We start from the raw sequence: 14,275 nt of genomic DNA on the forward strand, positions 1-14,275 counted from the left end.
TTTGACTCAGTCTTCCAATGTCCCGGCGGTGACCTCGATGTCGCGCCCCAACGGCTGCATGGGCTGGAAGCGAAGGCGCGTCAACACCAGCCGGTCGCTCTGAATGTCGAGATCGTAGAAGGCGTTGCCGCCGCGCGGGCAGCACTCGCCGTCGCCCTCGCGCGCGACCGGGGCCGAGGCGAACATCTCGTCAAAGGCGAATTGCGCCGGGCCGCGCAGCCAATAGCCCGTCGGCAGCAGCTTGCCGCCCTGCTCCGCCCAGTCGGAGAGGTCGACGCGGCGCCATTTGGGTGGGGCGGCGTCGCTGACGAACAGCGCATCGGCATTGCCAGCCCCGCTGCCCGCGAGCGTGCCGCCGACGTGGATCAGCCGCCGCTTGTCGCCGTCGACGACCAGATCGGGCGTTCCGATCGATCCCGAACTTTCGGTGAACCCCGCGAGCGTCGCCTTCCCCGCCTTGTCCTGCGACAGCAGCACCAGCATGCGCGCCTGCGGCCCATCGCGCGGCAATAGGAGCATTTTCTGCCAGAGGAGGCTGGTGCCGGGATCGCTGCCGTTGATCCGCCCGCTCGCCTCGACGGTGCATTTCCCGCCAAAGTCATAGAGGCATTTTTGCGCGATATTGGTGACCCGCGCGCGCGTCAGCGCGATCTTCGCCGTCACCTCCGCGGCGGTGCATTTCGTTTCTATAGTGCCGCCTGGACAGGACAGGATCGGTGTCGCTGCAGCGGCAAGGACAAGCGCCAATGCCATGATGACTACCCCAGTTCCGGCGCGACCCGATTGGCTCCAAAACTATACCCATGCGCGGTGCGGGGCAAGGGTGACGTCATTCCTTCACGCGGCGTCTTTCGTCCCACCAGGCGAGGCGCTCGGTGATGCGCTTTTCAAAGCCCCGATCGACGGGTCGGTAAAAGTCGACCGGCGCCATTTCGTCGGGCCAATAATTATCGCCCGAAAAGCCGTCAGGCGCGTCATGGTCGTAGCTATAGCCTTCGCCATAACCCAAATCTTTCATCAGCTTGGTCGGGGCGTTGAGGATGTTCGCAGGCGGTGCAAGGCTGCCCGTTTCGCGGGCCGCCGCCCACGCCGCTTTCTGCGCCGCATAGGCCGCGTTCGACTTGGGCGCCGTCGCGCAATAGAGGCACGCCTGCACGATCGCGAGTTCGCCCTCGGGTGAACCGAGGAACTGATAGGCGTCCTTGGCGGCGAGGCATTGGACCAGCGCCTGCGGGTCGGCGAGACCGATATCCTCACTCGCGAAGCGGACGATGCGGCGCAGAAGGTAGAGCGGCTCCTCACCGGCGACCAGCATCCGCGCGAGCCAATAGAGCGACGCCTGCGGGTCGGAACCGCGCAGCGCCTTATGCAGCGCGGAGATCAGATTATAATGGCCGTCGCGGTCCTTGTCATAGACCGGCATGCGCCGATGGAGAAACTGCGCAAGCTCGGCGGGGTCGAGCGGGGTGTCGATCGCGGTCGCGAACAGCGTCTCGACCTGGTTAAGCAGGAAGCGGCCGTCGCCATCGGCGCTCGATACCAGCGCCGCCTTGGCATCGTCGGTGACGGGAAGACGGCGGCCGACTTCTGCCTCGGCGCGCTCGACCAGCGTCGCCAGCGCCTCTTCGCCCAAGCGATTCAGCACCAGCACCTGCGCGCGCGATAGGAGCGCCGCGTTCAGCGCAAAGCTGGGGTTCTCGGTCGTCGCGCCGACGAGCACGACGGTGCCGCGTTCGACGTAAGGCAGAAAGCCGTCCTGCTGCGCGCGATTGAAGCGATGGATCTCGTCGACGAAGAGCAAGGTCCGCTTGCCCGCCGCCGCCATCTTTTCGGCATCGGCGAAAGCTTGGCGAAGGTCGGCGACGCCCGAGAATACCGCCGATAGCGGCGCGAAGCGCATGCCGACGGCCTCGGCGAGCAGGCGTGCGATCGTCGTCTTGCCGGTGCCCGGCGGCCCCCAAAGGATGATCGACGACAACTGCCCCGCCGCAACCATGCGGCCGATTGCGCCCTCTGGACCCGTCAGATGTTCCTGCCCGACGACCTCCGCGAGCGTCCGCGGGCGCAACCGTTCGGCGAGCGGCACCGGCCCTGTCGCACCGCCCTGCTTCGCCGCGGGCACATCTTCGCCGAACAGATCCCCGGCCATCGGCCGCTCAGCCCCGCCGCCGCTGTTTCTGGCGGATCAGACGAATATAGGTATCGGCGACCGCCTGGTTGATCGCGTCCCACTGATAGGCGCCGCTTTCGAGCACCGCCGCCGCGCCATGCTCGGCGCGCAGTTGGATGTCGCGGCAATAGCGTTGCAGATGGTCGGCAAAACCCGTGATCGAGCCGGGGGGGACCAGATAACCCGTCTGCCCATGCTTGACGATGCTCGCGCTGCCGGTCGCGCGCGCCGCAACGACGGGCAGGCCGCACGCCATCGCCTCCAGCGTCACATTGCCGAAGGTCTCGGTCACCGAGGGATTGAAGAAAATGTCGCACGACGCGAGCGCATGCGCCAGGTCCGCGCCGCCCTGGAAGCCAACGAAATTGGCGTCGGGCAGGCGCGATTCGAACCACTCGCCAGCGGGCCCCTCGCCGATCACCACCACTTTGTGCGGCACGCCGCGCCGCTGGAGCACGTCGATCGCATCGGCGAACACGTCGAGTCCCTTTTCCATCACCAGCCGGCCGAGGAAGGCGATGGCGGGCACGTCGTCCTCGATCCCGAGCGAGCGGCGCCATTCCATATCGCGCCGTCCCGGATTGAAAACCCCCTGCTCGACGCCGCGGGTCCAGATCCCGATGTCGTAATTCATCCGCTGTTCGCGCAACACCTGCGCAAAGCTCTCGGACGGCGCGATCAGCGCATCGCACTTGCGATACAGCTTGCGCAGCCACGCGACCATCACCGGTTCGAGGAACGACAGATTATAGTAGCGGACGTAGGTTTCAAAGCGCGTGTGCACCGAACAGGCGACCGGCAGCCGCCGACGCCGCGCCCATGCCGCCGCCTGTCGCGCAACGCGATCGGGGCTGGAGATATGGACGATATTGGGCGCGAAAGCAGTGATATCCTCCCGGACGCGCGACGAGAAGGACACCGGGATGCGATATTCGCTGCGCCCCGGAATCGCGACCGACGGCACACTGACGAGATCGCCCGTCGGCTCGAAAGCCGGGTGCGCGATCGTCGGCGAATAAACGCGGACCGCGGCGCCATGATCCTGAAGATAGCCGACAAGTCGGTTTAGCGCCTTGTTCGCGCCGTCGGTGGTCATGTTATAATTGCCGCTGAACAGGGCGATGCGAAGGTCGGAGACGTCCATCGCGCCTGCGCTAATCCCCTCGCGGCGCAAACGCAACGCCGCCGTCAGGCCATGATGCTATATGGTTCGCCCGGCTTGGCGCGGCACATGCGTTTCGACACGCGCGTTTCCTCGCCTTCGACGATGGCGATGTCGGTGATCGACAGGCATTTGCTGCCATTGGGTTCGGTGTTGAGCGCGGTGATCGTCGACGACCCCGCCACGCCTTCGCGCGTCGGGCTCGTCCAGTTGGCGGTCGCGCCGACCTCTTCCTTTTCCGTGACCGCGACGGTCGCCTCGGCGGCGACCTTTTGCTCCTTTTCGTCGAGTTGACAGGCGATTTCGGCGACGAGCACCGCGCCGACCAGCCCCGACACGAGCGTCCCGACACCCTTGAGCCCCACGGCACTGCCCGCGACACCGCCGATGAGGCCGCCCAGCGCGCCGCCGCGCTTACGCGCGCGTTTGCATTTGGGATCGGGGGCGTCGTTGCTCGCCCGCTTCGTCTCGTCGCCCTTCTTTTTGAACGGCTTCTCGGCCGCTTCGGGGGTTGCAACTTTGACGCCCGAGGAGGGAACCGGATAGCCGTTGCAGCCCGTGTTGAAGCAGAAGCGGTCGGCCAGATAGGCGCGATCGGTCTGATACTGCGCCTCGAGCCCGCGATAGGCGGCGAGGTTCGCGCCTTCGGGATCGGAGGCCGCGTGTTCCGCCATAACGCTCTGATAAAAGCGGTCCTGCGTTGCCGGGGAATAGCGCATATTTCCGCCGACCTTGGCTGTATAAAGCGACGAAAGCGCGTTTTGATAGACGATCATCGCCTCGCGATAGGGCAGCATCTTCTGCGTATAATAGGTGTCTATCGCGATCGTGCAGCGGTTGATCGCCGCCGCCTTGTCGAACGGCGCGTCGATCTTTTTATAATCCTCGCGGCACTTGGGGTAGCTGCGGATGTCGAGCACGGGCCGCTCGGGAAGCGAGGGCAGCGCCGGTTCGGCGACCGGCGCCGGGACAAAGGCCTTGTCGCCTTCGCTTGGCGCGCCTTGCCAGGCCGCGGCGACGGCGCTGCTCGACAGCAGCACCAGGAAGATGGCGCTCCACCCTGATCGATATCGCAGCTTTGTTCGCATAGCCGAACTCCCACCCTTGCCTCCAAGGCTAAGCCCGAATGGGCGCCCCCACAAGCCGGGTCAATGACGCGGATCACAACGTCCAACGGACATGGCGCGATATTGTTTTGGCCGTGGCGATGACCTAGAATGACCGCATCGGCGGTCGGGGGTCCGCATCATTTGGGGATGATCGGATGAACCGTTGGATCAAATCGGTCGCTGCGCTTGTCGGGGCGCTCGCGTGCACCGCCGCCACCCCGCGCGGCATGGACCCCGACAACCCCACCTGCCCCGCCGCCCCCAATTGGTCCGACTATAAGACCATGGTGCTGACGCCGTTCCAGCGCAGCGGCGAAACCGTGCTGCTGGCCGAGGGCCGCGTCGACAGCGAGCTTCCGGCGCGGCTCGAAAAGGTACTGACCGATAATCCGTCGATCAGCGAGATCTGGATCCGGTCGCCGGGCGGCGATGCGCGCGCCGGCAATGCGGCGGGATTGCTGATCCGCAAATTCAGCAAAGAGCGCCAGATGGTGACGCGTATTCCGTCGGGCTGGACCTGTTTCAGCGCGTGCAATTTCGTCTTCATGGGGGGCCGCGCGCGCACGATCGATCCGGGCGGCTATTTCATGGTCCATATGTTCACCATGACCGGCGACAAGAACGCGATTCAGTCCAGCGTCGCGCTGGGCACCGAATCTACCACCGAGTTGATCAGCGACGTCGAGCGCGAGGCGGCGCTGATGGCGACGGAGGACAATGACCTGCTGATCCGCCTCGACGTCTCGCGCGACCTGCTGTCCGACATTATGTACCGGCAGAAGTCGATCGCGACCGGGAGCGACCGGTCGACGCGCCGCTGCCTGACGCGGAAGGAAGCGCTGAAATATAATGTGGTCAACGTCGACCCGGATTAGCGGAAAAACTAGTCCCCGGTTTCGGATGGCGCTTCCAGATCGACGACGACGGGCGGATGGAGCCGCAGGCGATGGACGCGGCGTTCGTCGGCCTCGGTTATCTCGATGCGCCAGCCACTCGGATGCTGCAGGATCTCGCCGACCTGGGGCACATGGCCCGCGAGCACGGCGGCAAGGCCGCCCAGCGTGTCGACATCTTCGTCGATCTCGGCGAGCCGCGGGTCGATCGCCTCGCCGACATCGTCGAGTTCGGCGCGCGCGTCGGCTTCCCAGCAGCCGCCCTCGCCCGGCGCGAACAGCGCGGTCGGTTCGTCGTCATGTTCGTCCTCGATCTCGCCGACGATTTCCTCGACCAGATCCTCGATCGTCAGCAGCCCCTCAGTGCCCGAATATTCGTCGATGACGATCGCGAGGTGCGTGCGCTTGGCGCGCATCTCGGCGAGCAGGTCGAGCACGCCCATTGACTGCGGGACGTAAAGCGGCTGGCGGATCAAGTCGAGCAAGGGCGGCGGCGAGCGCCCCTCGGCGAGCACCGCGAACACGTCCTTGACGTGGATCATGCCGACAACCTCGTCGAGATTTTCGCGGTACACCGGTAGGCGGCTGTGCCCCGCTTCGGCGAAGGACGCGACGACCTCGGCAAAGCTGGCGCTTTCGGGGATGGCGATAATGTCGGCGCGGGGAACCGCGACGTCGTCGACCGTCTGTTCGCCGAAATGGAGCAGGTTGCGCAGCATCTTGCGCTCGATCGGCGAGAGGTCGCCGACGATATGGCTGCCGCGCCGATCGTCGCCCTCTTCCTCGGCCTCGTCGATGACCTCTTCGATCTGCTCGCGGAGCGAGGGCTCCTTGTCGCCGCCGAACAACAGATGCCTCAGCCCGGACAAGAGTCCGGGTCTACTACTGTCCTCTTCCGATCGGTTCGAAGATCCCTGGTCGTCGGGCATAGATACTGGCTTTTCCCTGTTAATCCTGATCCGCATATGGATTGGCGATGCCCAGCGATGCAAGTGCTTTCACCTCGAGCGCCTCCATTGCCGCTGCGCTGGTGTCGTCCATATGGTCGTAGCCGACGAGGTGGAGCGTGCCGTGGACGATCAGATGCGTCGCGTGATCGACGATCGAAATCCCCTTTTCCTCCGCCTCACGCGCGCAGGTTTCGCGCGCGAGCACGATGTCGCCGAGCAGGATTTCGCCGTCGTCGCTGTTCGCGAGACTTTCGAGCAGGTCATCCTGCACCTGCGGAAACGACAGCACGTTGGTCGGCTTGTCCTTGCCCCGAAAATCGCGGTTGAGCGTGTGGACCTCTGTATCGTCGGTCAGCCGTACGGAGACTTCGACCAACGGTGCCGCGTCTGCAAGACCTGCGTAAGGCGTCAGCGCGAGCGCGGCGGCAACCGCCTCGCCTGCCCGTGCCTCCCAGTCGAGCGCATCGGGCCACGGCGACGCGGCGTGGGTTTCGACACTCAGCATGCGAAATGCCGACGGAGAAGAATGGCAGAAAACTGCGCAACTTCACGCGCAAATGGCGTTTTTCGGACGGCGGATACGGCCGGGACAAGATCGATGAAAATCATGCCGCGACGCTATAGCGACGGCACAATGTAGGACAGCGATTTTTTTTGAATCGGCTGACGCCTGCTTAGGGGTGAGAAGCTGCCCTAAACGCCTCTCCCCTTGAGGGAGAGAATAGCGCAGCTTGCTCCGTCAGGAGCTAGCGAAGCTTGGAGAGGGGTGCCCGCCCGCAGGCTTAGCCCCCTCTCAACTACGGCTAGACAGCAAGCTGCCAAGCCTTCGTTTCTCTCCAGCAAGGGGAGAGAGGAAGTAGCTTACGGTAGCAACCGGTCGCAATCGGCAGCCTCGCTCAGTGCATATGCTTGAGCTTGTCGGGATTGCGCATGACATAGATGCCGGTGACCTTGCCGTCCTCGATCTCGAGCGCGGTCGTCTGGAACTCGCCGTCGGCCTCGCGCGTGACGAAACCCGGTAGGCCGTTGATCGTGCCCGTGTGAACGAGCGTCGAGCCATATTTGCCGAACAGCACCGCCAGGCTGCGATGCAGTTTCAACACGATATCGTGACCTAGGATTGGCTCCATCGCCGCGGGCCGCTTGCCGCCGCCGTCGGCCCACATGCCGACATCGGCGGCGAGCAGAGCGCCGAGCGCACCCATGTCGCCGCTGCGCGATGCGGCGAAAAAGGCGTTGGCGATCTGGAGCCCCTGCTCTTTCTCGAGCTTATATCGCGGGCGGGCGTCGCGAACATGGGTCCGCGCGCGTGCCGCGAGCTGGCGCGTCGCGGCGGGGTCGCGGTCGATCGTCTTTGCGACTTCCTCGAATTCGACACCGAAGACGTCGTGCAAAAGAAACGCGGCGCGTTCGAGCGGGGACAGGCGTTCGAGCGCGAGCATCAGCGGCAGCGAGACATCGTCCTCCTCTTCCTCCTCGACGAGCGGGTCGGGAAGCCAGGGGCCGACATAGGTTTCGCGGCTGTGCCGCGCCGACTTGATCTGGTCGAGGCAAAGCCGCGTCACGGTCCGCCGCAGGAAGGCCGCGGGCTCGCGTACTTCGCTGCGGTCGGTGCCGAGCCAGCGGATGAAGGCATCCTGCACCACATCCTCGGCATCGGCGACCGAGCCGAGCATGCGGTAGGCGACGCGCGTGAGGAGCGGACGCAGCGGGTCGAAACTGACCGCCGCGTCCGCCGCATCGACGGCGCTCCGGATGCCCTCGGGCGTCATCAGGCGGCCTTCAGCGCGCCGTTTTCGTACCAGAGGTCGAAACCGACTGCGATACGGTTCCAGCCATTGATGACATTGATCATCACGGTCAGGTTCACCTGTTCCTCCGGAGTAAAATGCGCTTCGAGCGCGTCCTTTGCGGCCTTCTGTGTGTGCCCTTCGGACAGCTTGGTCAAGGCGTCGGTCCACGCGAGCGCGGCGCGTTCGCGATCGGTGTAGACGGGGGCTTCGTGCCAGGCCGACAGCAGATAGATGCGCTGTTCGGTCTCACCCTTCGCGCGCGCTTCCGTCGTGTGCATGTTGATGCAGTTGGCGCAGCCGTTCAGGATCGACGAACGGATCTTCACCAGCTCAATCAGGCTCGATTCGAGGCTCTTTTCGGCGGCGAGGCTGACCGCCATCCACTGTTTCATCAGCTGCGGCGCGGCGGCGTAGGGGTCGGTTACCTTGGTCATCTCATATCTCCTTCGTGGGGGTTGTGATGACATGACGAGACAGGATCGGCAGGTGTGACATGACCGGGAAAAAAATTTCGCGCCGACCAAAAAATCAGTTAGCCTGCCCGCCTCGGCAATCAGAACAAGGGGGCAATCCATGAAATTTCTCGATAGTTTCGGCGAACAGGCTTATGCGCTGCTGCGCATTGTCGCAGGCGTCTTGTTCCTCGCACATGGCGTGCAGAAATTTTTCAATTTCCCCGTCGCCTTCCCGATGCCGCTCAACCCGATGATGTATGCTGCGGGCACGATCGAGCTGGTCGCGGGCGGGCTGATTATCATCGGCCTGTTCACGCGTCCTGCGGCGTTCATCGCGAGCGGCATGGCGGCGGTCGGTTACTGGACCGCGCACGCCACCCAGGGGCTTTATCCGATCGTCAACGGCGGCGAGACGATCATCCTCTATTGCTTCATCTTCCTGTTCATCGCGACGCGCGGCGCGGGCATCTGGAGCGTCGACGGAGCGAGGAAGAAATAGGCGGTTGCGCTATTATCTCGACGCCGAGTTCAACGGGTTCGGGGGCGCGCTGATTTCGATTGCGCTCGTTCCCGAAACCGGAGGTTCGGCGCCCTTTTACGCCGCGGTCGACTGTACCGACCCAACGCCATGGGTCGCGGCGCATGTGATGCCAAAGCTCGACGTCGCACCGGTGTCCTATGCCGAGCTGCAATGGGCCTTTGCCGATTATCTGGCGACGGATCCGGATCCGGTACTGATCGCCGACTGGCCGGAGGATATCGTTCATGCCGCGCGCCTGCTCGTCACCGACGACGGGCGGCGGCTGATCATTTCGGCGGTGCGCTTCGAGCTGGCCGAGGTGGTCAATTTCTCGACATCCGAACTCAGCCATGTGCCGCACAATGCCTATCATGATGCGGTCGCGCTGCGAACCTTCTGCATGGCGCGCCGCCACGTCACCGCAAAATAGGGGGCGGCGCATTCGCGTCACCCTCAGTTTCGGGCTTCACATGGTGAAGGTCGTCAAAGCTTTCGCGTGTTCATCTCGATCAGCGTCTTCGCCTCGCTGATGGCTTTCGCGGTGGTCAGACTCTTTTCCTGAACCTCGTCGGCCATTTCAAGCAGGCGGCCGCTGATCACGGTGCCGGTGTCGGCCTTTTCGTTGATCGCGATGCCGCCCTTGGCCCGCGCAACGCGGTCCCATTCGGCGCGAACCGCCGCCCAATAATCCTTGGTCGCGGCCCAATAATCGTCGGCGGCCTTCACGTCATACTGGTCATATTTGATATAGGTGTTGAGGACATATTCCTGGACGATCGGCACCAGCTTGCCGTCCTTCGTCCCCATCTTGGTATTGTCCTGCCAATGGACCCAGCCGTCGGGCGAGGGCTGGTGGCGGTTGATCGAGAGGTAGCGGTCGTAGACGGGGGCCCGGACGGCGTCGCGGCGCGCGAGCGGGCGCCACGTCCAGTTGGAGCGCCAGCGGCGGACGCCGCCTTGCGTTTCGAACTGGCCCCAGCCGGCGTACCGCGGGCTGTCGTCGACCTGATAGACGGTCTGCGACCAGCGGCCGGTGCGCATGCGTTCGGGGACGTCTTCCCACGTCCACGCATTGCGATCCGAATAGACGAGCAGCTTGGCGGGCTCATATTCCCAATCCTGCCGCCAATGCTTGATGATCATGCTCTTGTCGTCGTCGCCGGTGATGACGAGCATGTGCTGGAGGACGATCTTGCGACCCGTGTCCTCGATCACGCGCACGACCTCGTTGCCCCCCGAACGCTTGGGTTCGAGCACCTCGTAATCGGGGTCCCAGCGCGTCGATTCCTGCATGTTGAAACTGACGCGGTAATTGCCCGCCATCGCGAGGATGTCGGCACGGTCCTGCTCGAAATTGGCCGCCGCCGCCTCTGCAGCGATCGGCGGATGCGCCGACGCGGCGACGGGCAGCGCGGCGGTGAGCAGCAACAGGCTGGCGGCAAGCTTGCGATAGGTCTTCATCAGTGCAATCCTTTTCGTCTTTTAGAAGCGGAAGCTGAGCGAGACGCTCGCGTTGCGGCCGGGCTGAGTATAGGCGTCGGCGATCACGTCGATCGGCAGGGTCTGGCCGCCGATGACCGTCGTATTCGCGAGGCCGCGCGCGTCGCTCCACCAGCTGTATGTCTTGTCGAGAATGTTGAAGACGCCGCCACGCAGCGTCAGCCCCTGGGTGATGCGGAGATAGGCGGTCGCGTCGAGGATGGTGAAATCGTGGGGCCGGTAACCGCCGTTCGTCCGCGATGCTTCCTTACGTGCGCTGTGCGTCATGATCAGCTGACCGCCGAAACGCCCCTGCGGCTGGCGGTAGCCGATGCCGGCGACGAGCTTGAGCGGATCGATCGATTCGAGCGGCGAGCGGACGCCGTCGGGGTCGATGATATCTCCCTTCGCATAGGATAGGGCGAGCGTCGTATACAGGCCGGACGACGCTCGCCCCTCGAACCGCGCCTCGGCCCCTTTGACCCGGACGCGATCGAGATTCACGAATTGAAAGATGGCGGGATCGGCGGGCGTAAAGCTGCCGCCCACCTGCTCCTGGCTGATGAAATCCTTGTAGCGCGCCGAAAAGCCCGTGACGTCGAGGCTGATCGCGTCGGCCGAAAAGCGCAGCCCGCCCTCGAAGCTCGTGCTGCGTTCGGGGTCGAGATCCGAGTTCGGCATCGAGGTGTAACCCGACGCGAGGTTCGAGAAGAATTGGTTCACCTGCCCCGGCTCGGGCGCCTTGAAGCCGGTGGCGTAATTGGCGAACAGGCGAACCGCGTCGGTAATCTTCCACACCGCGCCGAATTTCGGCGACAGGCGCGAGCCGTCCTGCTTGGCGCCCGCAAAGGTCGGGAGCAGCGGATCGTCGTCGGGCGACAGGTCGTACCAGTCGAAGCGCAGCGCCGGATAGAGAAGCAGGCGGCCGTCGGCGATCGAGATTTCGTCACCCGCGAACAGGCCGGCGCGGGTAAAATCGGTGGTCGGGAAGGCGCGCGTCGGATAGACCTCGCCGAACGGCGGGACGGTGCCGTCGCGCAGGCCGCGCTGGCGCGTCTGGCTGATGTCGCCGCCGAAGACGAGGCGGTGCGCGATCGCGCCCGTCGCGAAGTCGGCCCGCGCGTCGGCCGAGGCACCGATCACGCGGTTCTCGAAGGTGTTGAGCCGCGTGCGGTCGGCGAGCGGCGTCCGGTCTTCCTCGGTATATTGATTGTCCTCGCCGTCCTGCCAGTAGAGCGCGACGCGCGCGAAATCGACCGCCCCCTCGCCTTCCCAGCTCCAGTCGAGCGACACGCGCTTGCGTTCCCCGCTGTCCCACGCTTCGAGCCGGTCGACGCTGGAGGTGACGACGCCGAGCGTGTTGCGCGTCGCGGTGACGCCCGTAAGGCCGTTGGTGTAGAGGTCGGTATCGAGATATTCACCGGTCAGACGGATCTTGTGGCCGTTAGCGGGATCATAGACGATGCGCGCGAGCACGGCGTTCGAGCGGCCGTCCTGCGGATTGGGCAATGTGCGGAGCGGCCCGGTGGTCGGGTCCTTGCCCGACGTCCCGGTCGCCGTGGCGCCGCCCGCGACATTGCCCTTGTTGTCGAGTTCCTTGTAATCGCGGCGGGTGTAGGCGGCCATGATCGACCAGTCGCCGCTGCGCCCCGCGAGGATCGCGGTTTCGCTGAACTCCTCGTCGGCGCTGCTGTAAGCGGCGCGGAGAAGGCCGCCGACATTCTTGCCAGGTTCGAGGAAATCGGCGGGGTCCGAGGTGATGAAGCTGACCGCGCCCGCAAGGCCGTCGCTGCCATAGAGCGCCGACGACGGGCCGCGGAGAATCTCGACCGACTTGACGAGACCGAGGTCGACATAGTCCCCGCGCCCCGCCGCCTGCGCGCCAAAGGAGAAGCCGTCGGGAACGCGTACGCCGTCGACCTGGACGAGCACACGGTTCCCGCCGATGCCGCGAATGTTGAAGCTGTCGTTGCCGGCGCGGCCCGTGGTGCCCAGCGCCGCGCCGAACCGCGCGGGCTGGCGCTGGACGCTAACGCCGGGTTCGAAGCGGACGAGGTCGCGGATGTCCGTGACAAGCTCGTCGGCGATCTGCTCGTCGCTCTTCACCGTGACCGTGACCGGAATATCCTCGGCCCTTACTGCGGTGCGTGTCGCGGTGACGACGATGCGGTTCTTGATTGATACCCAATATTCGCCGTCATTATCCTGCGCAAAGGCCGGCGAAGCGGTCGCGGCGAGCGCAAGGCCCAGCGCGGTTCCGGCAGCCAAGCGGGATACGGACGGCAAACGATGGCTGTTCAATTTGATTCCCCTGATTATTTTGCGATTGATTCGCAATAGCGCCTCTCTAGGCGCGCAAAATCTGAGGGTCAATATGCTATTGCGAATCGTTCGCGTAAATATCGATGAGAGGAGAGTGGGTGACGGCGTGACCGTCGGATTTCACGGGCCGTCAAGTCGGAAAGAGGCTTGGAATTATGGAAGGGCAGCTAACGACCGGAAGCGGACGTTGAAGGATTTGTTCTCTCCCCTTCAGGGGAGAGATAAGAAGGCTTGCCGGTTTTACCGGCTAGCCGCAGTTGAGAGGGGCTTGAGCTGCTTCCGCCCCCTCTCCCAACCCTCTCCCCTGAAGGGGAGAGGGCTACGTCCGCTCACCACCCCTAAGCGGACATCGTTTGCGTTACGCCTCCGGTCCTTCATAGGCATCGACGATGCGCCCGACGATCGGGTGGCGGACGACGTCGGCGCTGGTGAAATAGCTGACGTTGATGCCTTCCACGCCTTCGAGCCTGCTCACCGCGTCGGCAAGGCCCGAGCTTGCCGGGATCGGCAGATCGACCTGTTTCGGGTCGCCGCACACGACCATGCGGCTGTTCGCGCCAAAGCGCGTCAGGAACATCTTCATCTGCGGGATCGTCGTATTTTGCGCTTCGTCGAGGATGATGAAGGCGTCGGCAAGCGTGCGCCCGCGCATGAAGGCGAGCGGGGCGATCTCGATCTCGCCCGAAGCGATGCGGCGCTCGACCTGTTCGGCGGGCAGGCAGTCGTGAAGCGCGTCGTAGAGCGGACGCAGATAAGGATCGACCTTTTCCTTCATGTCGCCGGGCAGGAAGCCGAGCTTTTCGCCCGCCTCGACCGCCGGACGCGAGAGGATGAGGCGCTGGACGCTGCCGGTGATGAGCTGCGCGACCGCCTGCGCGACCGCGAGATAGGTCTTTCCCGTGCCCGCAGGGCCGAGCGCGAAGATGATGTCTTCGCGCGCGAGCGCCTGCATATAGGGCACCTGCGACGGCGCGCGCGGAACGATCGTCTTTTTGCGCGTGCGGATCATGATCGGCGGCGCTTCGCTGGCGTCGTGCCGGATGATGCCTTCCAGCGTCGGCTGCGCCGACAGTGCGATCACCCCATCGACCATGCCACTGTCGACCTCCTGCCCCTGTTCGATACGGTTGTAGATATCGACGAGCACGTCGCGCGCGCGGGCGGCGGATTCGGCCTCGCCTTCGATCTGTACGCGGTTGCCACGGGCGGAGATGTAGACGCCGAGCCGGTTTTCGATGGCGACAAGGTTGCGGTCGAACTCGCCGAAGAGAATGCCCAAAAGCTGCGTTCGCTCGAATTCCGCGGTCAGTCGGACGCGGTCGCCGGGTTCGGCGGGGGTGGAGGCGGTCAGCGGGCGTTTGGACATATAAGCAAGGCTCCTTCGATCGACGCCACGACTGTACTCCCGCCTGAACGGGAGTC

At 64.5% G+C, this 14,275-nt stretch carries 14 protein-coding genes; 3 read left to right on the forward strand and 11 right to left on the reverse strand.

What is annotated here, in order from left to right; all coding sequences use genetic code 11:
- Window positions 1–6: 6 nt before the first annotated feature.
- The 4 genes from SKP52_RS14340 to SKP52_RS24680 all read right to left on the reverse strand — a co-directional run bounded on the left by SKP52_RS14340 (window position 7) and on the right by SKP52_RS24680 (window position 4,420).
- Window positions 7–753 carry a hypothetical protein gene (locus SKP52_RS14340; RefSeq protein ID WP_148309136.1) on the reverse strand — a complete coding sequence of 249 codons (747 nt, stop codon included), beginning with the start codon at window positions 751–753 and terminating at the stop codon, window positions 7–9.
- Between the two features lie 76 nt (window positions 754–829).
- Window positions 830–2,149, reverse strand: a complete 1,320-nt coding sequence (locus tag SKP52_RS14345; RefSeq protein WP_039575777.1) for a replication-associated recombination protein A — start codon at window positions 2,147–2,149, stop codon at window positions 830–832.
- Window positions 2,150–2,156: 7 nt separating this feature from the next.
- Window positions 2,157–3,314 carry a glycosyltransferase family 4 protein gene (locus SKP52_RS14350; protein WP_039575780.1) on the reverse strand — a complete coding sequence of 386 codons (1,158 nt, stop codon included), beginning with the start codon at window positions 3,312–3,314 and terminating at the stop codon, window positions 2,157–2,159.
- 44 nt (window positions 3,315–3,358) lie between these two features.
- A complete protein-coding gene (locus SKP52_RS24680; protein ID WP_148309137.1) occupies window positions 3,359–4,420 on the reverse strand; it encodes a hypothetical protein in 1,062 nt (353 codons plus the stop codon).
- Between the two features lie 176 nt (window positions 4,421–4,596).
- Between SKP52_RS24680 and SKP52_RS14360 the strand changes: the two genes are divergently transcribed.
- Window positions 4,597–5,316: a COG3904 family protein gene (locus SKP52_RS14360; RefSeq protein WP_039575782.1), complete on the forward strand. Its 720-nt coding sequence runs from the start codon at window positions 4,597–4,599 to the stop codon at window positions 5,314–5,316.
- 8 nt (window positions 5,317–5,324) lie between these two features.
- On the opposite strand, the gene SKP52_RS14365 is transcribed toward SKP52_RS14360, so the two are convergent.
- From SKP52_RS14365 to SKP52_RS14380, 4 genes are all read right to left on the reverse strand, one after another.
- A complete protein-coding gene (locus SKP52_RS14365; RefSeq protein ID WP_039575785.1) occupies window positions 5,325–6,263 on the reverse strand; it encodes a hemolysin family protein in 939 nt (312 codons plus the stop codon).
- A gap of 19 nt (window positions 6,264–6,282) precedes the next feature.
- Complete coding sequence (gene ybeY / locus SKP52_RS14370) at window positions 6,283–6,789, reverse strand: rRNA maturation RNase YbeY (protein WP_039575789.1); 507 nt, start codon at window positions 6,787–6,789, stop codon at window positions 6,283–6,285.
- Window positions 6,790–7,180: 391 nt separating this feature from the next.
- The gene (locus SKP52_RS14375; protein WP_052208335.1) at window positions 7,181–8,056 is read right to left on the reverse strand and encodes a sigma-70 family RNA polymerase sigma factor; all 876 of its coding nucleotides are present in this window, start codon (window positions 8,054–8,056) and stop codon (window positions 7,181–7,183) included.
- The gene (locus tag SKP52_RS14380) at window positions 8,056–8,511 is read right to left on the reverse strand and encodes a carboxymuconolactone decarboxylase family protein (RefSeq protein WP_039575792.1); all 456 of its coding nucleotides are present in this window, start codon (window positions 8,509–8,511) and stop codon (window positions 8,056–8,058) included. Before SKP52_RS14380 ends, SKP52_RS14375 begins: the two co-directional genes overlap by 1 nt.
- Window positions 8,512–8,650: 139 nt before the next feature.
- Between SKP52_RS14380 and SKP52_RS14385 the strand changes: the two genes are divergently transcribed.
- A complete protein-coding gene (locus SKP52_RS14385; RefSeq protein WP_039575794.1) occupies window positions 8,651–9,031 on the forward strand; it encodes a DoxX family protein in 381 nt (126 codons plus the stop codon).
- 4 nt (window positions 9,032–9,035) lie between these two features.
- Window positions 9,036–9,482 carry a hypothetical protein gene (locus SKP52_RS14390; protein WP_039575797.1) on the forward strand — a complete coding sequence of 149 codons (447 nt, stop codon included), beginning with the start codon at window positions 9,036–9,038 and terminating at the stop codon, window positions 9,480–9,482.
- Between the two features lie 53 nt (window positions 9,483–9,535).
- Here the strand turns inward: SKP52_RS14390 and SKP52_RS14395 are convergent, their stop codons facing one another.
- From SKP52_RS14395 to SKP52_RS14405, 3 genes are all read right to left on the reverse strand, one after another.
- Entirely contained in the window at window positions 9,536–10,513 is a 978-nt protein-coding gene (locus SKP52_RS14395; RefSeq protein ID WP_039575800.1) for a DUF6607 family protein, read from the reverse strand.
- 21 nt (window positions 10,514–10,534) lie between these two features.
- On the reverse strand, window positions 10,535–12,799 hold the full coding sequence (locus tag SKP52_RS14400) for a TonB-dependent hemoglobin/transferrin/lactoferrin family receptor (protein WP_081997385.1): 2,265 nt from the start codon (window positions 12,797–12,799) through the stop codon (window positions 10,535–10,537).
- A 412-nt stretch (window positions 12,800–13,211) separates the two neighbouring features.
- Window positions 13,212–14,219, reverse strand: coding sequence for a PhoH family protein (locus SKP52_RS14405; RefSeq protein ID WP_039575803.1), 1,008 nt, complete (start codon window positions 14,217–14,219; stop codon window positions 13,212–13,214).
- Between the last annotated feature and the right edge of the window lie 56 nt (window positions 14,220–14,275).

The sequence above is a fragment of the Sphingopyxis fribergensis genome (genome assembly GCF_000803645.1).
GTDB classification, from domain to species: Bacteria; Pseudomonadota; Alphaproteobacteria; order Sphingomonadales; family Sphingomonadaceae; genus Sphingopyxis; species Sphingopyxis fribergensis.